This is a genomic window from Chloroherpetonaceae bacterium (assembly GCA_025056565.1).
Taxonomy (GTDB): Bacteria; Bacteroidota; Chlorobiia; order Chlorobiales; family Thermochlorobacteraceae; genus Thermochlorobacter.
Genome location: JANWWA010000001.1, coordinates 94,399 through 120,581 on the forward strand (window position 1 = coordinate 94,399; position 26,183 = coordinate 120,581).

Consider the following 26,183-nt stretch of genomic DNA (forward strand, 5'->3'; position numbering starts at 1 on the left):
CCTCGGCGATTGGCTTCTACTTTCGCCGAATAAAACAAGGAGAGGAACAACGCAAAATGGCATCTGTCGAAACACTGGTTGAAGAGATCAGCAAGCTCACGCTCACTGAAGCTGCGGAGCTGGTAAAAGCGTTAGAAGCGAAGTTTGGCGTAACTGCCGCCGCACCTGTGATGGTGGCTGGTGCAGCCCCTGCAGCAGGCGCAGGAGCCACTGCCGCTCCAGCTGCTCCTGCCGAAGAAAAGACCGAGTTTGACGTAATCTTGAAGAATGCAGGTGCAAACAAGATTAACGTCATCAAGGTCGTGCGTGCCGCTACAGGTCTTGGTCTGAAAGAAGCAAAAGACCTCGTCGATGGTGCGCCCAAGACGGTCAAAGAGGCAATGCCAAAGGCTGAAGCGGAAAAGCTCGCTAAGGAGCTGCGCGACGCTGGTGCGGAAGTTGAACTCAAGTAACGCTTTTTCACCAAGATTCTCTGTGCATTCGCTCCGTGCTTGCTGCTTACAGCCTGCACGGAGCTTTTTACTTGCTCACGCACGTAACACTCAATCGGTTCGTAACCCGAGTAGCGTGTCAAAGCGCACCAAGCACTCAGGCATCTCTGCATTTTTCTAACTGCGCTGAGTGCACCAAGTTTTCACTGCGCCTTCTCTTGAGGTTTAATCGTCACTTAGAGAGAATTTTTTCCACATAACCTAAGGCACTTCGAACCACGCTAAAATCGACTGACATCGCGCCCAAAAAGGCTTGTTTTCAGCCAGTCGAACAGCACTTGCATTTTGTTTTTTAGGCTTACCAGTTTGGTGAGATAAGCCGAGCGCCAAAAGAGCCAAGTGGCAAAACCTCCAGACTTAGTCTGTGGCAGGTCTGCCACAGCGCGGTTATCGCCAATGTAGGCTAACATCCCAAAGTTAATGCGTTTGAATCGCCGGAGCGGTGGTGCCGTGGTGTGCAACTTTGCCATGGCGTTAAGCAGCTTTGCAAGGTAGATACCTTCTTGCTGGGCAACTTGTGCAGTTGCTGGTTGCGGGTCATCTTCAATGGTGGCACAATCGCCCGCTGCAAAAATGTTCGTCTCTCCTTTCACGCGCAGATACCCGTCGGTTAGAATTGCTCCTGTGCGGCTATGCTCAAAGGGTAGTTGCAAGACGAATGGCGAAGGTGCATTGCCTGTCGACCACACCAACAACCCGTAACAAAGCTCTTCGCCACTTGCTAACACGACAGAGCGTGGCGTTACTTTCCGAACAAATGAATTGGTGCGCACCTCGACATTCTGGCGCGCAAATACTTTCATCGTGTAGCTGCGCAACTTCGCATCAAATGTGCTCAGGATTTGATTGCCTGCTTCTAACAAAGTAATTCTTGCATCACCGATAATGTGTGGGAACACTGCTTTCAGCTCTCTGCTCAGGAAATCTGACAGCTCGGCTGCAAACTCCACTCCAGTTGGTCCGCCGCCTACCACGACCGTATGAAGCAACCGCTTGCGCTCCGACGCAACAACAGATGGCAATGAGGCCTGTTCGAAGTTATCTAAAATTTTTTGGCGAATAGCACGTGCGTCAGAGAGTTCTCGCAAAAACAGCGCATACTCCGCTGCTCCCTCAATGCCAAATGTGTTATTCACTGCCCCTACTGCAATCACCAGCTTATCGTATTGCACATCGAATGTATCAGGCGCATTTACATACTGTGCTGTTACGGTTTGAGTTGCTTTGCTCAGTGCCACTGCACGGGCTTGTAGGTAATGAATCCCCTTGCGGATGCGGCGCACTGGCTCGATAATGCTGCGAAATTCAATTGTGCCGACTGTAGTGCTGGGCAGAAGTGGAGAAAAGAGAAAGTGATTGCGGGGGCTTAGAACCGTGACATCGTAGGCACGAAGGTCAATGTGCTTCACAAGGCTCATTGCTGCAAAGCCTGAACCGAGAATCAACAGTTTCTGCATAATGAACTTGCTCTTTAGCGAGGCATATCTCTACGAAAGAACACCGCAAGATTTTCAGCTTGGCACTTTTGCTACAGCAGTCTGAATTTCGCACCTATTCTCTGCCAGCCTGTGCACGCCTTGCCCCACCCCCAGCTTATAGGTTGCAATCTTTGGACGCGCTATTCAATTTCAGCCGCTGGTAGCTCAAATGCGAATGTGCTACCTTTGCCGATGCCATCGGAATGCGCCCACACTTTGCCGCCGTGCATTTCTACAAGCTGCTTGACAATCGCCAGTCCTAACCCTGTCGAGGATTCTCCGCCAGTTGGTTTAGCCGTTAGCCGCTGAAATCTCTTGAACAGCTTGTCTTTTTCATCTGCCGAAAAGCCAAGTCCTTCATCTTTTACCTCGAAGACTATCCACTTTTCTTTGCGATAGACTCGCACTGCGATAGACCTACCGTGTGGCGAGTATTTGATGGCATTGCTCAGGAGATTATCCATTACTTCTTTGACGCGTTCTTCATCAGCACGCACATAGCAGCCTTGCTCAATATCAGTCGTGATAGTCTGCCCTTTTTGCTCAGCACGCGCAGTTGAAATTGCAGCCATCAGCGCGGAGAGCTGTCCTAAGTCAAACAGGTGCAGATTCAGTTTGATTCGCCCACTTTCAATGCTCATGCTATTTAGCAGGTCGCTAATGATGTGGTGCATTCGGTAGGCAAGGTCTTTGATAAGTGAAAGAAACTGAGTCTGCTTGTCGCTTGCAGGCGAGGTGGGGTCAAGTAGCATATCTGCAAAGGTCATAATCGAGAAGAGTGGATTTTTGAGGTCGTGTGCGGCAATAGAGAGCAACTCCGTTTTGAGCTGATTGGCTTCTTCCAAGGCTTTGTTTGCTTTGGCAAGCTCCAGGTTGCGTAAGCGAACCAGTTCTGCTTCACGCTGCGCCTTTTCGACTTCTCGCTCAATTGCAATGCGGCGTAGTCGCTTGCTGGCTTCTTCGCCAAACACTGCTTCTTTGACTTGATGAAAGGCTTTGTAGTGTTCTAATGATTGGCGAAAATCCCCTGTTGTTTCGTAAATCTCTGAAAGCGCAAGGTGATAAGCATACTCCAAGTCTTTTGCGCCGATTTCCTGTGCAATGTTTAGGGCTTGCTGGTATCGCAACTCCGCTTTCTGAAAGTCATTCAGACCGCGATATAGCGAGCCGATGCATGCCAAACTTTCTGCTTCAATGCGACGGTCTCCTAACTCCCGTGCAAACTGTACGCTTTGCATCATATACGACAGTCCGTTCTCAGGGTCATTAGCCGCAAGGTAAGCTTTGCCTAAATTCAGCATGGCCACTGTTTCTGTGTGCCGCAGATTGGCGGTTTGTGCTACAGCCAGACTTTTCTCAAAGTATTCTAAGGCCTGATTTGGCTTCCCCATTGCCATATAGACCTCACCGATGTGATTGAGTGCACTGGCTTCAATGCTGCTGTTCTCTAAGGTGCGATTGACACTTAGGCTTTCCAGAAAGTAACCCAATGCATGATTGAAGTCACCTAACTGCTGATAGATAGATCCAATGTTCATTGTTGTCATCATCTCACCATTCTTATCGCCAATCTGCTCATAAATCTTGAGGCTCTGGTCGTAGTAATAGAGTGCTTTTTCGTAATCACTGATGTCTGTATAGACCACCCCCAGCGTGCTGAAGACCGACGCTTTGCCTTCTTTGTCCCCCAGTGCATCTAAGTGCTCGAGTGCTTCTAAGGACAGTGTGAGCGCTTCATTGTATCGTGATAGCATTGCACAGCATGCACTGCGATTGCGTAAGCTATAAGCCACTCCTTTGGCATACTTGTCTGCTTGTGCAAGCTGGTAGGCTTCCTCTGCTAAAGCTAAGGCGCGACGCGGGTCTGAGTCTTTCATTTCCCAAGAAAACGCATTTAGCACATCCACCTTTGCGGCATTGCTTGATGCAGCTTGCAATTGCCGCTCCAAACTTGCTGCGTGGGCTTGCATGTTGAGACTATTTGGGTTATAGGTTTAGCGCACTATTCACTCCATCTCGGCTATGGCTATTGCTCACTTTGCGCTGCAGTGATTTTGGTCTTCTGAGTTAGCAATATACTTCAACCGGGAGTAGATTTTGCGAGCCAAGTTTTGGCGCTGCTAAAGCCGCACTGTTGAAATTCAATCGTGCTTCTTCAGTCAGAATTACGACAAAGCTCATTCTCTTCAAAGTTGCTCTTGCTTAGCTATCCAGATAGTTGCTTCACTCTCAGAAAGCGCTGCGCATTTAACTCTATTATTTCTTTGCCACCAGCAGCGGATAGAGCGTTTTCCACACTGTTTCTGCGATAATTTGATGTCCTTCGGCAGTTGGGTGAATGCCATCGGGCAAATTTAGCTTGGGATTGCCGCCGACTCCCTCGAGTAGAAAGGGAATGAGTGCCGCATTGTTTTTCTTTGCTAGCTCAGGGAAGACGGCTTTGAAGGAACGGGTATAGTCTGCGCCCAAATTCGGTGGCGCTTGCATCCCTGCAATGACGATTTTGACGCTTGGGTACTTGGCTTTGGTGCGGTCAATAATACCCTGCAGGTTTTGTCTCATTGTTTCTACACTAATGCCACGCAGTCCATCATTGCCACCCAGTTCTAAGACCAGCACATCAATGCGCTGGCGCAGCAGCCAATCAATGCGTCGCAAGCCCCCTGCCGATGTTTCACCTGAAAGCCCTGCGTTAATGACCTTGTATTTCAGTCCCGCTGAATCAATCTTTTTTTGAATCAACGCTGGGAACGCTTGCGATGGATCTAAGCCAAATCCTGCTGAGAGGCTATTGCCAAGAAACAGTATGGTTTTAGGCTCCTCACTGGGAGAGAGCGCTCTAACGCCTATTACAAGCCAACATGCAGCTATCCAGTGCCTTAGACCTGTCATTGCACAGCCTGTGCTGTGGAAGATTGGGTGTGACTGATTTGCCGCTTGATAAACTCAATGGAGTAGGCGTTGAAGGCTTCGGGTTGGTCAATATTGCAGACATGTCCAGAATTTTCAATAATGCGCAGTTCAGCGTGTTTGTGATGCTTTACAAGGTGTTTGACGGGTGGCAGAAACATATAGTCTTCATCACCCATTAGGTATAGCGTTGGCACAGGGACTTCTTTTTCCATAAAGTATTTGAGCAGTGGGTTTGCTTCATCAGTTAGCCTGAACCATCGAATAAACTCGCGCTGACAAAGCTTTTTAGCTTCATTGATAAACATCATTCGTGAGTTTCGGTGCCGGCGGCGTGGCATAATAATCCATGCAAAGAGGCTGTACAGCCACATATAAGGCACGAAGCGCTTGACCAAGTGTCCTAAAAAAATCAAAATTTTAGAGCGGGTGTTAAAACGCGTAATTGCTCCTCCCATCACCATTGACTTAATGCGATGCGGTGCGATTTCGCCAATTGTGCGAATGATAATGGTTCCTAAGGAGATACCCACGAAGTGCGCCGACTCAATTTTCAGGTAATCCAAGACCTCGAGAATTTCCTGACTAATTTCACGGAAGGTATAGTTCTCAGCTTTGTAACGCTCGAGCATTGTTTGCGACTTGCCGTGCCCACGTAGATCCACAAGCAAGACATTGAAATTTCGCCGAAACTCACGCACTTGCTTGAACCAGATGGAGGAACTGCCGCCTGCCCCGTGAATGAACACCACCCAATCTGTATCAGGTGACAATACATACTGCTTGTAGTATAGCATATCGTCTCTCTGGTTTTTCACTGAAATATACAAACAACATGCAGAATGCCTGTTCACGGGCGCTTGACCTACAAAGTGCTCTTAGTAACCTTTGAGAGCAATTTCACTTGCTGCCATCTGAGCCGCTTCCTGTCTTGCAGCGAAGAAAGGATTGGACAGCACTGTTCAGCGGCTTAGCACAGCCTGATTTGCAGAGAAAAACTTCTCTCCCTCATGGGAGAGGGCAGTTTCGTTGCAGTTTACTTCGTAATGCCAAGCTGGCTCATAATGAAAGCATACTCGAAGGCAATTTCTTTAATTCGGTCAAATCGACCGCTTGCACCGCCGTGTCCTGCGGACATATTGGTTTTAAGTAGCAAGGGGTTCTTGTCCGTTTTCAGCGCGCGTAGTTTGGCAACATACTTTGCTGGCTCCCAATACATCACTTGGCTATCGTTCAGCGATGTGGTAACCAGAATCGCAGGATAATTTTTTGCCGCCAAGTTCGTGTAGGGGCAGTATTGCTTGATGTAGTCATACTCTGCTTTGACTTTCGGGTTCCCCCACTCTAAAAATTCTCCTACAGTCAGGGGCAGACTTTCATCCAGCATTGTGTTGATGACATCGACAAATGGCACGCCTAAATGCGCCACTTTGCAGATGTCAGGTCGCATATTTAGCACTGCGCCAATCAGCAAGCCCCCTGCACTTGCGCCTTGAATCGCTAAGCGATTTGGCGAGGTGTATTTTTCTTTGAAGAGATGCTCGGCACAAGCGATGAAGTCCGTAAAGGTGTTCATTTTCTTCATCATCTTGCCATTGTCGTGCCACTCTTCGCCCATCTCGCCACCGCCGCGAATGTGTGCAATTGCAAAGAGCATACCTCGCTCTAAGAGTGAGAGCCGTGCAATGCTGAAAGAGGCATCTATTGAGAACCCATATGAGCCATAGCCGTAAAGCAAAGCAGGTGCAGACCCATCTTTCTTAAAGCCTTTCTTATAGACCAGCGAAATAGGAATTTTCGTACCATCTGATGCTGTTGCAAAAATGCGCTCGCTCTGAAACTGTGACTTGTCATAACCACCTACCACCTCTGTTTCTTTGAGCAGCTTTTGCTCACGCGTATCCATATTGTGCTCAAACACTGATGGGGGCGTTACCAGAGATTGATAGCCGTAGCGATACAGATTTGTCTCAAACTCTGGATTGGCGTAAGGATAGGCGTCGTAAGTCGGCTCAGGGAAAGAAATCTCGTGTGAAGTGTTGGTTGCAAAGTTTATGATGCGAATGCGTATTAGCCCACCCTCACGCTCATGCACAACCAGATGATTTTTGAATACATCTACTTCCTCGAGTTTGACTGCTGGGCGATGCGCAAGTAGTTCTGTCCATTCCGTTGGCTTTTCAACGGGTGCAGTCACCAGACGAAAGTTCTTAGCCTCTTTATTGGTGCGAATGTAAAAGCGTCCATCACGGTGGTCGACAGTGTATTTGTGCTTTTCTTCGCGTGGCAGAATCACCTTGAAGTCGCCCATTGGTTTTTCGCTATCGAGATACCAGAATTCATATGTTTCAGAGCTGGCTGAACCACGCAGAATAAACTTACCGTCGCGTGTGCGAGAGATAAAAAGCCGATAGAGTTCATCTTTTTCCTCGTACAGCAGGGCATCTTGCTCTACTGGCGTGCCGAGCATGTGCCGAAAGAGCTTGTGACTGCGTTTGGTGACAGGGTCTTCTTGCGTGTAAAACAGCGTTTGATTGTCTGCTGCCCATTCTGCACCTGTTACGCGCTCAATGCGTTCTGGATAAATTTCGCCTGTTTTCAGATTTTTGATAAAAAGAAGGTATTGGCGAAAGCCTGTAAAATCCAGCGAGTAGGCTAAAAGCTCACCGTTGTCGCTGACCTCATATGTGCCTAATGCAATAAACGGCTTGTCTTTGCCTAATTCATTGAGGTCAATTAGAATCTCTTCCCTCCCTTCTTCCATTGAGCCTTGTTTGCGGCAGTAGATGCCGTATTGTTTGCCTTCTTCGTATCGCACATAATACCAGTATCCATTCTTCCGATATGGCACACTTAAATCCGTTTCTTTGATACGACCGCGAATCTCCTTGTAGAGGGTCTCTTCAAAGTCTTTAATCCCCGCTGTCATTGCGTCGGTGTAAGCATTTTCGGCTTCCAGATACTGAATGACTTCGGGGTTAGATTTCTCACGCAGCCAGTAGTAGTTATCGACGCGTGTCTCGCCGTGCAGGACATCTGTTTTAGGGATTTTCTTTGCTATTGGTGGCTTTGGCACAGACTTTTTCTGTGCTTCTGCTTCGGGCGATTCAATGAGTGATGTGAGTACGAGCATAGAAAGTAATGCAAAAAAGGTTTGTCGATGCATTGTTTTTGACAAGGTGGCAAGTTACAAAAACTACATTTCAAGGAAATTTTTGAGCAATGCTTTGCCTTCGGTTGTCATAATTGACTCGGGGTGGAACTGCACGCCGTAGAGTTTTTTTGCTTCACAGGCAATGCCCATAATCAGCCCATCTGCAGTCCAAGCTGTAACAGCTAACGATGCTGGCAAACTTTCCCGCTCTACAATGAGCGAATGATAACGCGTTGCTTGAAATGGGTTTTTGATGCCTCTAAAAATTCCCTGACCGTTATGGTAAATTTCGGAGACTTTGCCATGCTTTGGCTCTGGTGCTCGCACTACTTTTCCACCTAAAGCCTCGCCAATTGATTGATGTCCCAAACACACTCCTAAAATTGGAATTTCACCTTGCAAGGCTTGAACGAGTGGCACGGAAATGCCCGCTTCTTTCGGCGTGCATGGTCCAGGTGAAATCACAATCTTCTCAGGCTTCATCTGGCGAATATCGCTGATGCTTATTGCATCGTTACGATACACCACTACCTCAGCGCCCAGTTCGCCCAAGTATTGCACAAGGTTGTAGGTGAAGGAATCGTAGTTGTCTATGACGATAACCATTCTGGGAGATTAATTATTTCAAGTTGCAACTCGTGCCACTTCTGCAATCTGCTCGGCACGTGCATTTGGCAAGTAGACATACTTGCCACCCAGCATTTCAGCCAGCTTTTTTGCTTCGCCTCTTGAGAGAAAAGTCATTTGCGTATCGACCACGATGCTTTGAATGTTTTCAGCACGAATGAGTTTAGACAAATCCTCCAGTTCTTTTTGAATCTGCTCTTTGTTGCCTTGCGCGCTATCGAGTGCCACATTTGCACGCCCATCGGTAATCAGCACCAGCGTGGCTTGCATTTGTCCCTTGGCACGCATTTGTGAGACGGTTTGCCACACTAAGAGCAACGCTGATGCCAATGGCGTGCCGCCGCCCGTCGGCAAGACGTCCAGTTCGCGCTTCGCACGCTCGACGCTCTGTGAAGGCGGCAGCAGCACCTCCGCTTTCTTACCACGAAAGGCAATCAGCGAGACTTGATCGCGGTGCACATATGCGTTTTGCAAGAGATGTGCTACCGCTCCCTTAGCTTGCCGCATTCGGTTCAGTGCCATTGAACCTGACGCATCGACCGCAAAGACAAAGAGCGTGCCAGCTTTATCTCGAAATCGCTTGACTCGAATGTCATCTTTTTTGATGATGAAAGATTTTCTCTGGTCTTCTCGGTGGCGCACGCGTTGCCAAGGTGCCGCAGCTAACATGGTCGGAATGAGCGCCAGCTTTCCTTCACGCAAGTGCCCGCTCACTGCACGCACATATTTGCCACGACGCATATTTTCTGCCACGCTTCGCTTGCCTGACTTTCCTTTGCGCTGCTGCATTAGAGCAAAGTGTTGCAAGACATCGGGCAGCTCGGTCTCGACTGTCTCCAAAAGCATTTCTCGAATTTCTTCTGGCGATGGCATTTCGTTTGTGTCAGTTTGCTCGTTGCTCTCCGTGTTATCGTGACTTTGCGCAGGCTGCGGCGGCTCTTGCATCACTGTCTCAGGGGCTTTTTGTTCAGCTTGCTCCTCTGGCAAGCGCGTGGCGCGTGGCGCCAAAACCAACTTAGTGGCTAACTTCAAATCATCGTCATCCACTTCACGACAACCTCTTAGCGCTGCACTGGCTGCTGCTGCTTTGGTTGCAAAGACATCGACACGATTACCCTCAATACCTAACTCGACTGCAGCTTGTGCTAAGGCTTCAATTTGTTCATCATACAGCACCACGTCTTTGAGGTCGGCACGTGCAGCTAAAATCAATGCCCGCAAAGCGTTTTCTTCTTCTTCAATTTCAGCTTGCTGGTGCGCTCCTTTTACTTCGTGTGCTCGAACACGACGAATGACTTCCGCCCTTGTCTCCGCTTGGGTCTGTGCTGAAAATGGCACAATCAAGCCGATTCGGTCCAACAGCCCCATTCTCGCATTGCCATCGCTGGGGTCAAATGTGGCAATGAGCATAAACTTAGCTTCATGCACTGCAGAAAGCCCTTCTCGTTCCAGAAAGACCACTCCACGCGACATCGTTTCAATGAGATAGGCAGCCGTTGTATTGTCGAGCAAATTCAACGCATCAACATAGAGCACACCGCCGTTCGCTTTGGCAAGTAGCCCTCTTTCTATAACCCGCTTGCCTGTCGCTAGTGCGGCCTCAAGGTCTAAGCCCCCCAGCAAGCGGTCTTCAGTAACATTGACGGGTAGTTCCACAAAAGGCGTTCCCTCAGGCAAGATTCGACTAAATGCTCTTGCCAACGTTGATTTGCCTGAGCCTACTGCTGCTGGAATAGCCACGCCGCCCAATGTCGGGTCAACTGCCAGCAACAGCAAGGCTTGCTTGGCTAAATCCATTCCCACGATTTCGTTAAATGAAAGTGGTCGCATTCTTGCTCAGAGTTTTTGCTGTCCAGAGAGATAAGCAGGTTGCACAGATACATGCATAAACGCGCAGCGACTTTGCGACATGTTCCTCACATCTTTCTTCTGCCAAGAGAGCCATCAAACAAATGCACACATCTTGTTGTGCAATTTTTCTACCATTATCGCACTGTCGTGTCTTCATCTATCGGTCGGTATCCCTTTGGGATTTTGAACGCAGTGGGCGAAAAAGTTCTCTTGGTTACTCTTTTGGCGACTAGCAAAAGCACCTTGCCTTGCTCCTCAGCTCGCACTTTAAGCGGAAAGCCTGCCACCCCTGCCTTTTTCATCTCGTCAATCATTCTTGGACTTAAGCCAAGCAGCGTTACTGCACTTGCCAGTTTTGTTAGCTCATCACTGTCTAAAATTTCAGGGGTTGTCCATAACTCTATGGTGCGCAGTTTGGTTTTGAGTGTAAAGTGTTGGCAGCGATAGCCGAGTAGCGTTTCCTCGCCGTGCTTGTCTAAGGTATAGTTTTCAAACCGACCCAGCGTCTCACTTAGCCTTCTTGACTCAGCCAGTCCTACAATGTTGTAGGTCTTGCCGTAAGTGTTGAGCTTGTAAGCGGCACTGTCTTGCTTAGGAATAAGAAATTCGAAGGCTTGATTTTTGCCATCAAAGATGGCTTTGGCACCATATCGTGAGAGCATTATGACCAGATGACCATCTTTTACCTCAGGCGAGGCCACCGAAAAAAGAATCGCGCCTTCAAAAGGTTTTGGTGCAAAGGTCAGCAGTGCGAAGAAAATAATGTATATCATTTGCACACGGTTATAGCGCTAAAAGAGAAAGAGCCAAAGAAAATAATCACCGATGAGAATGGTTGCAGAGGAGACGACGAAACTGCGAATGGTTGCCATACCCACGCCCTCAGCCCCCCCATCGGTGCGAAAGCCAATGTGGCAGCCGATAGCAGAGGTCATCAAGCCGAAAATCGCTGCTTTGAGCAATGCCCCTGAGACGTCTTCGAGGTAGAAAAAATTTTTGAGCGAATCGAAAAAGCCCGATGCGGTTAGTCCCAGAAATGATGAGGAGACTACAAACGCGCCTGCAATGGCCACAAGGTTAGCAAAGATGACCAGAATTGGCATCATTAGCGTGGTTGCCAAAATTCGCGGCATCGCAAGGTACCTTACAGGGTTAATCGCCATTGTTTCCAGCGCATCAATTTGTTCTGTTACCTTCATGGTTCCTATCTCCGCTGCGATCGATGCACCGACCCGACCCGCAATAATGATACCCGTTAGCACAGGGCCCAGTTCAATAATAATCACTCGCGACGTGATACCGCCTACCAGACTCATTGGCGCAAGACCTTTCATCTGGTATGCGGCTTGCCAAGCAGCAATTGCACCGGTGAAAATAGAGACCAACACCACCAGTGGCAGCGAATCGACACCGATATGTGCCATCTGCGTAATAAGTAGCTGGCGGTCTTTCCAAAGGCGCGGTAGGGATTTGAGTACGCCGCCAAATAAAATTGCAAGCTCGCCAATCTCCGTAAAAAAGTTTACCACCATACGGACACCGCTGCTCTACGAATCTGGCTATAGACTATCGCTCTCTGCGATAACTTAGGCAGTTTGGTTTCTTTTCTTTTCAACTATTAGAGCTTGCACTGTTTTCTTAACACACCTTTGCCATACAGTGGCTCGCAGCGCGACTGATGCCACAAGCCATCACAGCGATGTTTTTTTTCATCGCTCAATGATTTTGTTAATGCTCTTATGCCTTCGGTTTCGTTTGCACAGAGGGCATAAAGACCGTTGGCTGACTGCTGCCATCTGCGTGCAAATTGCCGCTTAGCGCCATCAATTGCTGCAAGGTGCGTGTCATACCTTCTACTGAGCCATCGAGGAAGATGACATTTCCCTTACCATTTTCAGCAAAGTTTTTGATGGCTTCTGTCCACATTGAGAAGAGAATAAATGATGCATCAAGGTTTGCCGCTTCCATTTCTTTGGCGGCATTTTTCATACCGCGTGCCACTTCTTCTCGGAAGAGCGCAATGCCTTGACCGCGTAGCTGTGCGGCTTGCCGTTCCGCCTCTGCTGCAATTTTAATTGCATTGCCTTCTGCTTCGGCTTGCTTTGTTTTGGTGATAAGTAGCGCCTGACCTTCGTTCTCCGCTGCAGCCTTAAGATTTTTAGATGCTACCACTTGCGACATTGAGCGCATAATTGCCTCATCGAAGGTGATGTCATTGATTTGCAAGTCAATCAAGTGGTAGCCCCACGATTCCAGTGTTTGGTCGACCTGTTCTTTGACATATTGCACAATTTCAGAACGCAAGCCCAAAATTTCTGCCTGTCGTTTTTTTGCCACAAAGCCTCGCACTGTGCCTTCTACGGTGCGTACCAAAGCTTGCATAAAGTTTTGCTCATTGATAAACTTGAATGCCACGTTTTTAATTGTTTCCTCTTCTTGGTTGAGTACTGAGTAGACCAAGAGCGATTTGAAATTCACATTTGCTTGATCTTCCGTAATCGCTTGAAATTCCAGCTCTGCTGAGCGATTTTGAACGGAGATGCGCATTTCAACTTTCTCGAGAATCGGCAACTTGAAGTTCAAGCCGGGGCGCATCACGCGCTTATACTGACCAAACTGTGTTACAACCGCTACCGTGCCTTGCTTGACCGTCACAAAGCATTGTAACAGAAGCAGTGCCAGAAGAACGAGGAGAACGATACCAACTGTCATAGCTACTATTTCCTCAGTTTGGTGTTAAGAAAACATTGCAAAGTAAAGAAAAACCAGTCCAAGCCAAAAGGGCAGCATGCACCAGTAGGTCGAGCGTTATCCAGCGCTTCAGGCAGAGCGTTCTCATTAAGCCTGCAAGCAGGGCAGTGCGCCACACTATTTCCACAATGCAGAGCAGAAAAAGAGGTAAGCTCATTGCATTAAGCCGCTTAGCGCGCATGAAGTTACCAGCGGTGAGCTGCTGCCAGTCGCGTGTGATGCCACAGAAAGGACACGGCTTCCCTGTTCGCGCCTGATACCAGCAGGTCGAGAGGGCTGGGAACACTTTTGCAAGCTGAGGCGAAAGCAGCGGGAAACATAGTCCATACACGCACAGCAGCAGCAAGACCCAGTTTACCACACGAACCCCCTCGTAGAGGGTGCTGGGTGATGATAGCGTGCTTTCAGCTAATTGAGCTCGCATATTTTCTGGTCGTGCCCCTTCAGTCTGATAGCGTTGCTTGCACAGTACTGAGCAGCGTTTTCAGATTAAATGGTTTCAGTAAAAAGCTTGCCACGCCTTTTTCTAACATTTGGCTTTGCCGTGTTGGCTCAACAGTTCCAGAAGTAATCAAAATCGGCACATTAGGTGCAACACGGTGCACCAAGCAAAAGAGTTCTTCGCCGCTGATTTCTGGCAGGCTCAGGTCGAAGATGCACAAACTGACATCATAGTTTATCGATTCCAAGAGCTGCAGCGCCTCTTTGCTGCTTTGCGCTGTTAAGGTCTGATAACCTGCGGCATTCAGGGCACGACTTAACACCTCGCACAAATGTGCTTCATCATCGACTACCAAAATCTTTTTGCTACAAGATAGTGCCTGACGCGATGGTGTTTGCAGAGAAGCTGGTCGATTTGCAACCGCTGCCTCATGTGCTCGACTTGCTCCCGCCCTCTTGTCTCTGGCTTGCGGCAGCAATACTGCGAAGGCTAAATGAGACTCTGCTTCTCTTTGGATTCCAATTGCACCGTGATGCAGCGCCACAATGTGATATGCCAGCAGTAATTTGATGCTTACCTCTTCTTGTGCAGCAAACTCCAAGATTTTTAGGGGCTGGATAGGCACACTAAGCCACTCCGCAGCACTACTGATGCGCAATAGGCTATAACGCTGTCCTTCTGGCTTTGGCAATAGCTCACGCAGCAAATCCATAGATGGCTCTGCCACCTCAATCGTAATCTTACTGCAAGCAGGCAGCACACTTTTGATGAGGGCAACAAGATTGAGAATTAGCTGACATATTAGCCTTGCGTCTGCATAAACTTTTTCCGACTCGGCATCGAGCGTAAGTTTAAACGAGAGATAATTTGCCAGACTTGATGTGAGGAGCTGACGCGCTTCTTCCACTGCTGACCACAGCGATACAGACGATAGCTGCATTTGCATTGGACGCGTAAAGTCCAAAATAGACTGCGTTAGCTTGCGCCCGTGTGCAATCGCTTGCTCAAACGCTTGACACTCCGCTTCCAGTGCATCTACGCGCCTATTCACTTGCAGGGCTGAAAACGCATTTTCCAGTGTATCAAACACCATGTTGAAATTGTAAGCGACGGCGCTTGCCAGCACAGGTATGGTGTTACAGGCTTCTGCTATCTGGTTGCTGGGAGTGTTTTGCTCCCGCGCTTTCCCTACAATAGCGATAGCGCGCTGACCACCATAGTCTATGCATCTGCCTGAAAGCTCTACTTGAGCGTACCCTCCTTCCGATTGGCGCAACCGCACCACAATTGAAGCTGGTGCAGGGCTATCTACGGGTGCATAACAAGCTTGAATAAACTGCCTGACCATATCTTGCTCACACTCGTGCACAAATGCACAGAGTGGCTTGCCAATCACCTGAGACGCCTCTGCCTTGCCCAACAGGGCAGCGCCTGCTGGATTGCAAAACTGAATGTCTGCTTCGGTATGCACAAATAAAGGGAGATTCAGACCGAGGATGATTGACTTGTAGCTTGCTTCACTTTTTGAAAGTGTCTGCAGCGTTTGCTCGAGTAGCTGCGTTTTTTTCTCACTGGACTGAAGCAGTAGGTAGCCTAGCGCCCCCACTAAAATGAGGAACACAACAAGGCCTGTTAGCATCAATATCTGAAGCTCGCTATGCGTCATTGTGCTCAGTCTCTGCAGCGGCTTAAAGTTTTTACGGCGCTCTTAATTCACTTGGCGCGATAGGTAGTTTGCGAATGCGCTTACCTGTGGCGGCAAAAATTGCGTTACAGACAGCGGGAATCGCGGGTGGCAAGCCCGGTTCTCCTGTGCCAGTTGGCGCTTCAGTGCTCGGCACAAAGTGCACTTCGACCTTTGGGGCTTCATCGATACGCATTGAATCGTAATCGTTGAAATTAGCTTGCTCCACGCGCCCATTCTTAATCGTGATGGCACGCTTGAAGACGCAAGAAAGTCCATCAATCACACCGCCTTCCATTTGTGCTGCAGCCGAGAGTGGGTTCACCACTAATCCACAATCAATTGCCACGACTACACGGTGAACTTTCACGTGCCCTGTTTTCCTATCAACAGACACTTCTGCCACCTCTGCTACGGCACTTCGGAACGACTCGTGGCATGCAATCCCACGAAAGACCCCTTCAGGCAAAGGTTTTCCCCAGCCTGACTTTTCTGCTACCAGCTCTAAGGCACGTTTAAGACGGCGATTTTCAAGCAAGCTATGGCGAAACTCCAATGGGTCTTTGCCGGCCAAGTAAGCCAGTTCATCAATAAAGCATTCGGTAATAAAGGCATTTTGCGAACTTCCCACTGAGCGCCATGCTCCTGTTGGCACGCCCGGATTATGCATCACCCACTCTACATGCAAGTTTGGAATGCGATAAGGTAGATTTTGCGCCCCCTCTACTGCCGCACTTTCCACTTTATCCTTTGGGTGAGTTGCGTTGAGTGCATCGCCAACAATCTTGTGCGTCCAAGCTAAAATCTCGCCCTTGTCATCAAGTGCTGCACTGAGCACATTATAGGTTGAAGGGCGGTATAAATCATGCTGAATATCGTCTTCTCGTGACCAAATGACCTTTACTGGCGCCTTAATAGCATTTGAAATCTCGATCGCATCAGCCACATAGTCTGGGTAGAGCTTGCGTCCGAATCCGCCACCCAGAAAAGTGGTATGCACGATAATTTTCTCTTTCGGTAACCCTGTCAGTTCCGCTGCCAAACTCTGCACGCGGTCTGGCACTTGCGTGGATGCCCAAATTTCGCACCGGTGGCTTTCAACGCTGGCAACAGCAGCGGGTGGCTCCATCGGCGTATGTGCCAGATAGGGAACTTCATAGACGACATTTACCAGCCGTTTTGTGGCGCGCTCAAGAATGGCTTTTGCATCACCCACTGATTTTGCCACTGCCCCTGCCGTCTTTGCTAACTGCTCTCGCTCTTTGCGAATGGTCTCGCTGCTTTGCTTTGCAAAGCTAGACTCTTCCCACTTGATTTTGAGCTTTTCTCTTGCCTGCATCGCATTCCAATACCCATCTGCCACCACCGCCACACCGGACGAAATTTGCACAATGTGCTTTACGCCAGCCGCCTGACGCGCCAACTTGTCATCAACGCTTTTGACTTTGCTACCAAAAACAGGTGGGCGCACCACGACCGCCACCAACATATTTGGCACTTTCACATCAATGCCGAAAATGGCTTTACCCGTTATCTTTTCTTGGTGGTCTAAGCGACGAGTGGGTTTTCCAATCAGCTTAAAGTCGGTAGGAGATTTCAGCGTTGGATTCTGTGGTGGCGCAAGGGTAGCGGCTATCGGCACTAATTCACCATAGCTCATTTTTTTGCCGCTGGTGTGAAGTACGAATCCCTGCTCTGTGCGACACTCACGCTCAGGCACTTTCATTGCTTTGGCTGCAGCAGCAAGGAGCATTTCTCGTGCCGCTGCACCTGCTTTGCGAAGTGTTTCCCAATTTGTGCGCACGCTCGCACTGCCTCCTGTGCCCATTCGCCCGTATTTCTCGTGGGCATCAGCCTGCTGCACACGCACCTTTGTCCAGTCCGCATCTAACTCTTCTGCCACAATCATCGGTAGCGCCGTATGCACACCCTGCCCCATCTCCACTTTGCCAATCGTTACAGTAATCGTTCCATCTTGCTCAATTCGAAGCCACGCATTTGGCTCGAAGCTGCTCTGGTCAGATGTCTCCGCAAAAATCTGGTGTTTGTCATCTGGCAAGAGATGAAAGCCCAACACCAGACCCGCTCCAGCTGCGGACAGCACTTTTAGCACTGTGCGTCTTGAGACGCCGGTCGGGTTCAGCTCTTTGGCATTCATTTCAGTCCTCCTTTCTGGTGCAGCCGTGCGGCTCGATGAATGGCTGCGCGAATGCGTTGATATGTGCCGCAGCGGCAGAGCACGCCACTCATTGCCTCGTCAATATCTTGGTCGGTGGGAATTGGTTTTTCATTTAGCAGCCCTGCTGCGGTCATAATTTGCCCGGGCTGGCAGTATCCGCACTGTGCCACATCTTCTTCAATCCATGCCTGCTGCAATGCTGTCAGCCCTGATTCAGCCAGTCCTTCAATCGTGGTAATGCGTTTGCCTGCGACCATTTCAACAGGGCGTGAGCAGGACTTTGCTGCCTCTCCCTCAATTAGCACGGTGCATGCCCCACAGTAACCTTTGCCGCAGCCGTATTTTGTGCCTGTTAGCCCTAATACATCACGCAGCACCCAGAGCAGCGGCATATCTGGGTCCAATTTCAAAGTATAAGATTGACGATTAACTGTTAGCGTAAATGATTTCATTGTGCAGCCTGAATCAATGAGCGAGATAAAGTGTAGTAACAGGAAGATAAACAAGTTTAGGTAAGGCGCAAATCGGCTATGCGCCGCATGTTCTGTTCTTCGCTTCCTTGCTACAGTGTGCTTACACCGTTTGCGCCAAGTATGCAGGCAGCCAGACAGAGAAGGTTGTGCCTTCTTTTGGAATAGAGTTGCAGATGATTACCCCACGATGGCTTTTTACGACGCCCTGTGCCATAGACAGCCCTAAGCCTGCACGGGGCATTTCTTTTGTGCTGAAAAAGGGTTCAAAAATTTTGCTTTGATGTTCTGCTGCAATTCCAATGCCATTATCGCTGATTGCTAAGCACACAAAAGGATTATTGTCTGGCAATACGAAGCTGTGCGCTTCTTTTTCGCTTAGTCGGCTCGAGAAAGTAGAGAGTTGAATTTTACCACGAAAACCGCTTTGTTTGGTAGCTTTTTCTTCAATTGCTTCCAGAGCATTCAGAAAGAGATTTAGAATTACTTGCTTGAGCTGCACTCTATCGCCTTGCACTGCAGGCAAGTTCGCTGAGAAGGCACATTCTATCACGACTCGATCGCTCTGCACTGTTTCGCTCATCTCGTCCAAGACCTCTTTGGCTAGTGCGTTCAGGTTCACCGGCTCAATATGTAATCGCCCTTGACCTGTGTAGCCTACAAGCTGGCTTGTGAGCATCGCTGCACGCATTGCACTTTCCTCAATGCGGCGCAGCCGAGTTTGCACGTTGCTCTGCGAGGATTTTTCAATTTCCATCTGCAAGAGACTGAGGTTGCCTAAAATTGCAGCCAGAATGTTGTTATAGTTATGCGCCATTCCGCTGGCAATTTTCCTGAGCGCATCTTCCCGCTGTTCCTGTATGAGTTTCTGCAACACATATTCTGCCTCAATTTGGCGTGCCCCTTTCAGTGTTAGGTCATAGAAGACCATCACGGCGCCGACCACTTCTCCTTCTCTGCTATAAATCGGTGCGGCACTATCGACGATAGGGGTTTCAGCCCCATTGCGACTAACTAGGCGCGTTTTAGGTGGCACTTGCACCGTTCGCTTTTCTCGAAGCGCTGTAATCAGGGGCGGCTCAATACGCTGGTGCGACCGCTCCTCGACCAACTTCATCACTTCATCTACTGGGCGATAGAAGGCATCGCTTCGTTTCCAACCTGTCAGCCGCTCCGCTTCATCGTTCATAATTTGAACGCAGGCTTGCTTGTCGACAGCCACCAACCCTTCTGGAATGCTCATCAAAGTATCTTCTAACAAATCCCGTTTGCGATATACTTGCACCTCGCTCTGGAAACGCATCATTGCAATTTCCAGCGCCGCACAGAGCTCTGCATCTTTGAATGGTTTGAGGATAAACCCATATGGGGAGACCGCCTGCACGCGTCGGAGCGTGTCATCGTCCGCATGCGCAGTCAGAAACACCACAGGCGCTGTTTTTTCAGCTAAAATTTTTTCTGCGACCATCACCCCATCCATTTTACCCTTGATGGTAATGTCCATCAGCACCACATCGGGCTTGCTCTGGGCGTATTTTTCCAGTGCCGCTTCTGCGCTGGCCGCAATACCCGCTACATCGTAGCCACGCGACGCCAACAGCTCAGAGAGATGCATTGCGACAATCGCCTCATCTTCCACAATAAGCACTTTCTTCTTAGCTGGCGTTATGCTTGACGCGGACTGGGTCATTGAATTTGCGCAAAGTTTAGTGTTTCATACAGCTTGTCGGGGGTGCCGCACTACGGGCTGTCGTCCCTGAAGGAAATACGGAAAACCGCGCCATTTTCAGTGCGCGCCTCAACTGTGCCGTGCAGTTGCTCCGTCAGCATTTTAACTAGCCGCAGCCCTAAGGTTTTAGGCGACTCAATCGGGTTTGCAACTGGAAAGCCTATGCCATTATCACGCACCTCCAAACACACCTCTTTCTCTGCATTTTTGGCAGCGAAGATAGTAATCTTTTTCTCTCCGCCACTGGGCGCTACGCCATCTGGAAACGCATACTTGAGACTATTGGTCACCAACTCGCTCACAATTAGCCCTGCTGGCACGGCTGCGTGGATACTGACCGAGAGATTCTCTGAACTGGTTTTGACCTCAATAAGAGATGAAGACACTGTGTAAGAGTCTGATAGCATTCCCACTAAGCTGTGGAGATACTCTGCAAAGTTAATCTCCGCAAAGTCTTTGGTCTGGTAGAGTTGCTCGTGAATAAGTGCCATAGATTTGATGCGGTTCTGGCTCTCACGAAAAATCTCCCTTGCTCGCTCATCAGTTAATTTTAGCGATTGCAGGTATAGCAAGCTGGAGACCACCTGCAAATTGTTTTTGACGCGGTGGTGAATTTCTTTGAGCAAAATTTCCTTTTCTGCCAGTGATTTTGCTAGCGACAGTTCAGCACGTTTATGCTCTGTTACATCTTGCAAGATGATGAGCCAGCAGCTCTGCACGCCTAACTCAATTGCTTGGGCTGCTGCCAAAACGCTGCGCACTTCACCAGTTTGCGAAATTAGTTCGGTCTCCATGCCAGTCAGAGCATTTGAGTTGGTCTTGTGCGCAAGTGCTTCGCTTAGCTCTTTTTTAGACAGTTGCAAGCCGACTTGCTCAATGGTGCGTCCAATCGCATCTTCATAAGAAATTCCTGATAAGTTCTCGAAAGCAGTATTCGCATTGAGGATTTTGCCGTCTTCAGCACTGCAGAGCAGGATCGCCGCTGGGCTGAGGTGGAAAATTGTCCAGAAATAGTCTTCGCTTTGCTGCAGCGTCTGTTCCACACGCTTTCGTGCCGCAATTTCTTCCTGCAGTTTTCGGCTTAGCTCAATTAGGTCGCGTGTGCGCTCAATAACACGTGCTTCAAAGTCTTCCTTAGCGCGCTGCAGTTCTTTTTCTACCTGCACCCGCTCTGTGATGTCTCGCAAATTGACGATGATGGCGCAAATCGCATTGTCGTGCAAAAGATTATTTGCGACCAATTCGATATACCGCCACTCGCCGCTTTTGTGCTGCATTCGTAGCCGCATGGGCGGCATGTCTCCAGTCTTGTGAATGCTCTGCAGAAACTCCGCTTGCATTGCTTCCCTGTCACTGGTATGCACCAGCTCAAAAAGCGAATGCCCCAGCAATTCCTCGCTGCTGTAACCCAAAGCCCGCTCAGCCACTGATGACTCATAGAGAATGTGCGCCTGACTGTCAAGCAGCATTATCATATCGCTGGAGTGCTCAATCATTTTTCGGAAGCGTTGCTCTCGCTGCGCCAAAGCCTCAATCCAGAACTGGCGCTCCTCGTTTTCTTTGGCAAGCGCCACAAACAATTCGTTTTGCTCTGCCAATTCTCGTCTTAGCCCCTCAGCCCGCTCGATTTCATTGCTAAGCACCAGCTCCATTTCTGAGCATCTTGTTTCCAGTTTCTTGCACTTCTGCTCCAGCACATCTAAGGCGTCGTTCAACTTCTTGATGTTTTGATGTTCTTGTACATACCGCTGCTCCAAATCCAGCCACCTGAAGGCTTGATAGAGTGCTGCATCTAAGCGTTTTTCTGTCAAATTCTCTATCAGTGCATATCCTAATGCACCTTGCCGTAGATATTCAATTGCTTGGGTTTCCGTGTTTTCACTAGCAAGTAAAAAGAGTGGCAAGTCTGAAACCATTACGCTGGAAAAGGGGGTTAGCTCATTTAATGCTACAATTAGCAGATCAGGTGTGGCCGGTGCATTAGACATTCCTCGCAATAGCGGCAGGAGTACCATGTCACGACGCTTCTGCAACATTTTTTCAATTCGCAGACGCAGCGACAACGGCTCTATGAGCAACGCCACCTTACGCTTTGCCACAACTTCGCTTGACTGAGTCGCCTGCAGCCCGCTACATAGCGAACGCATAAATTCTGCTACTTTCTGCGCCTCACCTTTTTCAAAGAAAGCGGTTGCTCCCGCATCTAAACACAACTGTGCTGCCTGCCCTCGTCTCTCGCCGACTATCACAAATGGTATATCTTCTGCGACCTGATGAACCAGTTGCAAAGCTGATACACCGTCCAACTCAGGGAAAAGACACCAGTTCAGCACTACATCGGGTCGTTCTTCTTGCAAGGCACGCAGCAGAGCTTCACGCGTGCGCACTTCCCTTGCACGAACTGGCAACCCTGCTGCTTGCCAGACTTGTGCAAGACTATGCGTCTCTTCTGCTGAGGTATTGACGACCAGTATGCGTAGCTCTCGCCCATTCATTTCGCCCTCCACCAGCGAAGATAAGACTTACTCCGCAAAAAGACGGTTGCCTGCAGCCTTTCTTTTCAAGACCAAGTCCGTTCCTTTCTAGCTTTCAGTCTCTTTATCCAACACTTGCTGCTATCACCTGTGAAACCCTCAGGCTCAGCGCCCCAATGTCGCAGAGGAGTGTCGTAGCACCGTATCAAGGAATTTCAATGACGGGTGAGAGTGCGCTTTCGTTACCGAATCGGTCAATTGTCGTGAGGAAGAACTTTTGTCCAGATGATACTGAGAAAGTCGTCGTAGTGCGCGAAAGGTGCTGCTGCAGCAGCGTCAAGCGTGTGCCTTGCAGGGCATAGAGGTTATACCAACGTGCCTCAGGCTGATGATGCCAAGTGAGCGTGATGGTGCTGCCTTGCCATTTCACTTCAATACCCTGTGGCGAACTTGGCTTCACTGCGCATTTCCATTGCATAGCTGGCAGACGCGCAAATTCTTCAAAGGCCGCAATCCCTGCCGTTGCGCTGTATGGGTAGAAAATAATGCCATCTGCACCTGCACGACGCGCCAGCAAAAGTTGTCTGTGCCACTCTTTTTTCACTGCCGGCTTATAGACACCAATGCCAATGTAGAGATGACGAAAGTGCTTGTTGCTGCACCAGTCTTCGACCAGCGCAGCAAAATCAGGGTTGAACTGACGCAGGCGTGCCTCCTCTTCAGTAGTGCGACCAATGTGAAAGTAGAGCTGCGGTGCAAGATAGTCGCACACTTTTCGGCGTGTCCACTCCCGCGCATCTTGATACAGCGCATAGCCTTCTAACACAGGCTCACTATCTAAGCGGCGATAGACGCCCACTGGCGTTACACCAAACTTGAGGTAGGGCTTCAGCCGCATCAGGCTATCATAGACCATTTCCACAAACCGTGTAATCACCTCACGCCGCCAGTCAGCTCGTGATAAGCCACGTGGGTTATAGCGCGCAAATTCTGCGCTATCTGGAAAGTCTACGGTTGGGTATCGCAAATAGTCATCAAGTTGAATGCCGTCAATGTCATAGCGGCGTGCAAAGTCCAAGATCAGCTGAAGCAAATGCGCCTGCACTTCTGGCTTTGCTGGATTTAGAAAGGCTGTAGGTTCATCAGGATTTGCATGCGCACGTGCATCAATCCACTCAGGGTAACGCTCCCACAGCGACGGCACGCCCACTGATTTTTTCGTCGTGTTTTTGCCACGCAAAATCATCGTATTAAACCACGCATGGAACTCCAGTCCATACTTGCGGGCAAGGTCTATAGCGTATTGCACAATGTCGTAAGCAGGTGCCTTTCCATAGACACCTGTGAAGTATTCGTGGTAAGGCTCCAGCGGGGTCTCAAACGCCACATCTGCGCGAATGCGCACTTGAAAGAAGACTGCATTAAATCTCCGAGCTTTGAGGTCTTGAAACATTGAATCAAGTTGCCTTTGCTGCTCTTCGGGGCGGGTGCTTTTTGGAAAGTCAATGCCAAATGCGGTCGCAATCCAGACGCCACGCAGTTCCGCTGGAGGCATCTCAACGTTTGGGGCAATATCTTGCGCCGCAAGCTGACGCACCAGCACTGTGCATAGCCCGACCCACGCCAATCCTCGCTGCAGAAGGTTACGGCATTTCATCGCATTGCAGCTTGCCATTGTGCGTCCAATGAAGTTTGCGCGTCAGCCGATGATTTCTTCGTCGCTCATACTCGCCTTCCCCACTGCGATAGAGCTCAAGCTGCTCAACGGTTAGCGTATCGGCTTGCCACTCACGCAAGGTGTAGAGTGAGGCACGCTCGCGAATTATCCACTCAAATATGGCTCTGGCTTGCGCAAAGAGTGTGTCAGCATACCACAGCACTTTGCCACGTGCCCCATCTTTTGAAACCAGCACCTCAAAGGCCGCCGCACCCAGCGCATTCGGTCGGCTGAACCGTCCTCTTCCTCCGACCCAACCTTTTTCAATGCCTGAGTAGAGCACTGTCTTTTCAGCCTTTTGCACTTGCCAGATACCTGTGGTGCGAATCAAGGTGGATAGCTGAAACAAGTACGCCGCAATGGCGTTAATACGGGCTGTTTCAGGGTGAGAGTTTGGAAGCGCCGCAACTGTTACTAAATTTGGGTGCTGAGCCGCTCTGAGCAAGCGCTCCGAAATCTCATCTTGCACGCACATTAGCATCACAATGAGGGCTAGCATCTCTATACTTTGGATTAGAATTTCTTGACCGAATTCTTTTGACAATGAAACGGCCTGCCCTCTTTGGTCTGATGTGGCTGCTCGTGTGCTGGCGCGCCGCAGTTGCGCAGCCAATCCTCACGCTGGATATGACCCTGCCTGACGGACGCTCTGTCATAGACAAAGTGCCTTTAGAGGTCATTCAGAACACGGAAATGGTTGCTGTAGCCGACTTGTGCTACGCACTTCGCTACCCCTTTTCAGAGACTGCTTTTACACTTACCGTTGCCACGCCAAGAGGCGATTCTTGTCTGCTGCGGCAAAGCAACCATTTTATGTTAGTCTGGCGGAATCCAGATACCAAAGAAGCCATGCAGTTACCCGCTGCACCGCTGTTGCAGGCTGGCAAACACTTTTTGCCTCCCAAGCACATTGGTAAGTGGCTCACACTGTGGCTTGGCGCTGCCGCCAGTTATGACCCAACTGCAAAGAAACTTACGCTTGTCTTCCGACCTACGCAAGCCGACAGCGCCGCAAAGCCGATTGCAACTGCTGCTGCCACAAACACCGATACGGCTGCACTACCTAAGCCAGAACTGGATGAACGCTTCACAATTCCTAGCCTTAGTGTTGATGAAAAAGCGAATGGTGTGGTTGTGCGCATTTTCTCCACGCAACCTCATGTGCAGTATGAGTTCATTCCACCTGATGCAAATGGCATTGCTTATCTTACATTTGTGAAAGCCACAGGAAACATTGCTGCGCTTACACAAAAGTTTGCCAAGACCAGCTTCCTTAAATCTATCCAAGCTATCCGCCTTCGGTCAGGTGCACTGCAGCTTACTTTCGAGTTTAACACTGCGCGCTACAAAATCAAGTCCAGCGAGTTCGCCAGAGAGCGTGGCTCGAATCACTTTCTTCTGCTTGTGCTACGCGATGTGAATGTCGAGGAAATTTTAGAGCATGAAAAAGTCGAGCGCATTCGTGGTGAGCTTGAGCAGGAGCGCGAAAAGTGGAAACTGGATGTGATTTGTCTTGATGCAGGGCACGGCGGCAAAGATCCCGGCGCAATCGGTCCCAGTGGCACATTTGAGAAAACGGTCGCACTCGGTATTGTGCTCAAGCTGGGCAAGCTCATTGAGAAAAATATGCCCGATGTCAAGGTCATCTACACGCGCAAAAGCGATGTTTTTGTCGAGCTTGACGAGCGTGGCCGAATTGCTAACAAAAATGGCGCTAAGCTTTTCATCAGTGTGCACTGCAATGCTAGCTTGAACAAAAAGGCAGAAGGCACAGAAGTCTACCTACTTGGATTACACAAGACTGAAGCTGCCCTAAAAGTTGCCCAGCGCGAAAACTCCGTGATTGCCGAAGAAGCTGATTTCCAGAACCGCTACAAAGACTATACCGAAGAAAATCTGATTATGGTCACAATGGCGCAAAGCGCCTTTATGCAGCAGTCAGAAAAACTGGCAGAATTGGTTAGCAAAAGCATTGCTCAGCGTAGTGGGCTTCAAAATAATGGGGTCAAACAGGCAGGGTTCATGGTACTTTGGACACCCTCTATGCCCAGCATTTTGGTCGAGACAGGGTACATTACAAACGCTGAGAACGAAAAATTTCTTGCCTCTGAAGCTGGTCAACAGAAGATTGCCGAAGCGATTTACGAAGCAATTCTGAAATTCCAGTATTCCTACCATGCTGAGCGCTAAGACCTCAAGTATTCATGCAATGCACGTCCTACCCAG

The 26,183-nt window shown here is 49.3% G+C and carries 20 protein-coding genes; 2 read left to right on the forward strand and 18 right to left on the reverse strand.

Features of this window, described 5'->3' with window-relative positions:
- Positions 1-56 precede the first annotated feature (56 nt).
- Positions 57-452 carry a 50S ribosomal protein L7/L12 gene (gene rplL / locus NZM05_00435; GenBank protein ID MCS7012083.1) on the forward strand — a complete coding sequence of 132 codons (396 nt, stop codon included), beginning with the start codon at positions 57-59 and terminating at the stop codon, positions 450-452.
- 260 nt (positions 453-712) lie between these two features.
- On the opposite strand, the gene NZM05_00440 is transcribed toward rplL, so the two are convergent.
- From NZM05_00440 to NZM05_00525, 18 genes are all read right to left on the reverse strand, one after another.
- Positions 713-1,948: an FAD-dependent oxidoreductase gene (locus NZM05_00440; protein MCS7012084.1), complete on the reverse strand. Its 1,236-nt coding sequence runs from the start codon at positions 1,946-1,948 to the stop codon at positions 713-715.
- Positions 1,949-2,109: 161 nt separating this feature from the next.
- Positions 2,110-3,918: a tetratricopeptide repeat protein gene (locus NZM05_00445; GenBank protein MCS7012085.1), complete on the reverse strand. Its 1,809-nt coding sequence runs from the start codon at positions 3,916-3,918 to the stop codon at positions 2,110-2,112.
- A 307-nt stretch (positions 3,919-4,225) separates the two neighbouring features.
- Positions 4,226-4,861, reverse strand: coding sequence for an arylesterase (locus tag NZM05_00450; protein MCS7012086.1), 636 nt, complete (start codon positions 4,859-4,861; stop codon positions 4,226-4,228).
- Positions 4,858-5,676, reverse strand: a complete 819-nt coding sequence (locus tag NZM05_00455) for an alpha/beta hydrolase (GenBank protein MCS7012087.1) — start codon at positions 5,674-5,676, stop codon at positions 4,858-4,860. Before NZM05_00455 ends, NZM05_00450 begins: the two co-directional genes overlap by 4 nt.
- A gap of 239 nt (positions 5,677-5,915) precedes the next feature.
- Positions 5,916-8,012, reverse strand: a complete 2,097-nt coding sequence (locus NZM05_00460) for a S9 family peptidase (protein ID MCS7012088.1) — start codon at positions 8,010-8,012, stop codon at positions 5,916-5,918.
- A 63-nt stretch (positions 8,013-8,075) separates the two neighbouring features.
- On the reverse strand, positions 8,076-8,639 hold the full coding sequence (locus NZM05_00465; GenBank protein ID MCS7012089.1) for an aminodeoxychorismate/anthranilate synthase component II: 564 nt from the start codon (positions 8,637-8,639) through the stop codon (positions 8,076-8,078).
- Positions 8,640-8,657: 18 nt separating this feature from the next.
- A complete protein-coding gene (gene bchD / locus NZM05_00470) occupies positions 8,658-10,490 on the reverse strand; it encodes a magnesium chelatase ATPase subunit D (protein MCS7012090.1) in 1,833 nt (610 codons plus the stop codon).
- Positions 10,491-10,645: 155 nt separating this feature from the next.
- Positions 10,646-11,284 (reverse strand): DUF4412 domain-containing protein, encoded by a 639-nt coding sequence (locus tag NZM05_00475; GenBank protein MCS7012091.1) that lies wholly within the window; start codon positions 11,282-11,284, stop codon positions 10,646-10,648.
- A gap of 18 nt (positions 11,285-11,302) precedes the next feature.
- Positions 11,303-12,043: an ABC transporter permease gene (locus NZM05_00480; protein MCS7012092.1), complete on the reverse strand. Its 741-nt coding sequence runs from the start codon at positions 12,041-12,043 to the stop codon at positions 11,303-11,305.
- Positions 12,044-12,248: 205 nt separating this feature from the next.
- Positions 12,249-13,223 carry an SPFH domain-containing protein gene (locus NZM05_00485; protein MCS7012093.1) on the reverse strand — a complete coding sequence of 325 codons (975 nt, stop codon included), beginning with the start codon at positions 13,221-13,223 and terminating at the stop codon, positions 12,249-12,251.
- A 13-nt stretch (positions 13,224-13,236) separates the two neighbouring features.
- Positions 13,237-13,686 carry a DUF2752 domain-containing protein gene (locus NZM05_00490; protein ID MCS7012094.1) on the reverse strand — a complete coding sequence of 150 codons (450 nt, stop codon included), beginning with the start codon at positions 13,684-13,686 and terminating at the stop codon, positions 13,237-13,239.
- Positions 13,687-13,705: 19 nt separating this feature from the next.
- Positions 13,706-15,370 carry a response regulator gene (locus tag NZM05_00495; protein MCS7012095.1) on the reverse strand — a complete coding sequence of 555 codons (1,665 nt, stop codon included), beginning with the start codon at positions 15,368-15,370 and terminating at the stop codon, positions 13,706-13,708.
- A 31-nt stretch (positions 15,371-15,401) separates the two neighbouring features.
- Complete coding sequence (locus NZM05_00500) at positions 15,402-17,546, reverse strand: xanthine dehydrogenase family protein molybdopterin-binding subunit (protein ID MCS7012096.1); 2,145 nt, start codon at positions 17,544-17,546, stop codon at positions 15,402-15,404.
- Positions 17,543-18,019 carry a (2Fe-2S)-binding protein gene (locus tag NZM05_00505; GenBank protein MCS7012097.1) on the reverse strand — a complete coding sequence of 159 codons (477 nt, stop codon included), beginning with the start codon at positions 18,017-18,019 and terminating at the stop codon, positions 17,543-17,545. Before NZM05_00505 ends, NZM05_00500 begins: the two co-directional genes overlap by 4 nt.
- Before the next feature lie 121 nt (positions 18,020-18,140).
- Positions 18,141-19,727, reverse strand: coding sequence for a response regulator (locus NZM05_00510; protein MCS7012098.1), 1,587 nt, complete (start codon positions 19,725-19,727; stop codon positions 18,141-18,143).
- A gap of 50 nt (positions 19,728-19,777) precedes the next feature.
- Positions 19,778-22,261, reverse strand: a complete 2,484-nt coding sequence (locus tag NZM05_00515) for a PAS domain S-box protein (GenBank protein MCS7012099.1) — start codon at positions 22,259-22,261, stop codon at positions 19,778-19,780.
- A gap of 184 nt (positions 22,262-22,445) precedes the next feature.
- Positions 22,446-23,915: a family 10 glycosylhydrolase gene (locus NZM05_00520; protein ID MCS7012100.1), complete on the reverse strand. Its 1,470-nt coding sequence runs from the start codon at positions 23,913-23,915 to the stop codon at positions 22,446-22,448.
- Positions 23,884-24,456, reverse strand: coding sequence for a hypothetical protein (locus tag NZM05_00525; protein ID MCS7012101.1), 573 nt, complete (start codon positions 24,454-24,456; stop codon positions 23,884-23,886). The genes NZM05_00520 and NZM05_00525 overlap by 32 nt, the downstream gene beginning before the upstream one ends.
- Before the next feature lie 44 nt (positions 24,457-24,500).
- On the opposite strand from NZM05_00525, the gene NZM05_00530 reads away from it, so the two are divergent.
- The gene (locus tag NZM05_00530; protein ID MCS7012102.1) at positions 24,501-26,147 is read left to right on the forward strand and encodes an N-acetylmuramoyl-L-alanine amidase; all 1,647 of its coding nucleotides are present in this window, start codon (positions 24,501-24,503) and stop codon (positions 26,145-26,147) included.
- Positions 26,148-26,183: the final 36 nt, after the last annotated feature.

Coding starts and splice junctions, on each gene's coding strand:
- rplL (MCS7012083.1), top strand. CDS start 57: ATGGCATCTGTCGAAACACTGGTTGAAGAGATCAGCAAGCTCACGCTC.
- NZM05_00490 (MCS7012094.1), bottom strand. CDS start 13,686: ATGCGAGCTCAATTAGCTGAAAGCACGCTATCATCACCCAGCACCCTC.
- NZM05_00525 (MCS7012101.1), bottom strand. CDS start 24,456: ATGCTAGCCCTCATTGTGATGCTAATGTGCGTGCAAGATGAGATTTCG.
- NZM05_00530 (MCS7012102.1), top strand. CDS start 24,501: ATGAAACGGCCTGCCCTCTTTGGTCTGATGTGGCTGCTCGTGTGCTGG.
- NZM05_00450 (MCS7012086.1), bottom strand. CDS start 4,861: ATGACAGGTCTAAGGCACTGGATAGCTGCATGTTGGCTTGTAATAGGC.
- NZM05_00515 (MCS7012099.1), bottom strand. CDS start 22,261: ATGAATGGGCGAGAGCTACGCATACTGGTCGTCAATACCTCAGCAGAA.
- NZM05_00475 (MCS7012091.1), bottom strand. CDS start 11,284: ATGATATACATTATTTTCTTCGCACTGCTGACCTTTGCACCAAAACCT.
- NZM05_00485 (MCS7012093.1), bottom strand. CDS start 13,223: ATGACAGTTGGTATCGTTCTCCTCGTTCTTCTGGCACTGCTTCTGTTA.
- NZM05_00460 (MCS7012088.1), bottom strand. CDS start 8,012: ATGCTCGTACTCACATCACTCATTGAATCGCCCGAAGCAGAAGCACAG.
- NZM05_00500 (MCS7012096.1), bottom strand. CDS start 17,546: ATGAATGCCAAAGAGCTGAACCCGACCGGCGTCTCAAGACGCACAGTG.
- NZM05_00510 (MCS7012098.1), bottom strand. CDS start 19,727: ATGACCCAGTCCGCGTCAAGCATAACGCCAGCTAAGAAGAAAGTGCTT.
- bchD (MCS7012090.1), bottom strand. CDS start 10,490: ATGCGACCACTTTCATTTAACGAAATCGTGGGAATGGATTTAGCCAAG.
- NZM05_00495 (MCS7012095.1), bottom strand. CDS start 15,370: ATGACGCATAGCGAGCTTCAGATATTGATGCTAACAGGCCTTGTTGTG.
- NZM05_00480 (MCS7012092.1), bottom strand. CDS start 12,043: ATGGTGGTAAACTTTTTTACGGAGATTGGCGAGCTTGCAATTTTATTT.
- NZM05_00465 (MCS7012089.1), bottom strand. CDS start 8,639: ATGGTTATCGTCATAGACAACTACGATTCCTTCACCTACAACCTTGTG.
- NZM05_00520 (MCS7012100.1), bottom strand. CDS start 23,915: ATGGCAAGCTGCAATGCGATGAAATGCCGTAACCTTCTGCAGCGAGGA.
- NZM05_00505 (MCS7012097.1), bottom strand. CDS start 18,019: ATGAAATCATTTACGCTAACAGTTAATCGTCAATCTTATACTTTGAAA.
- NZM05_00440 (MCS7012084.1), bottom strand. CDS start 1,948: ATGCAGAAACTGTTGATTCTCGGTTCAGGCTTTGCAGCAATGAGCCTT.
- NZM05_00455 (MCS7012087.1), bottom strand. CDS start 5,676: ATGCTATACTACAAGCAGTATGTATTGTCACCTGATACAGATTGGGTG.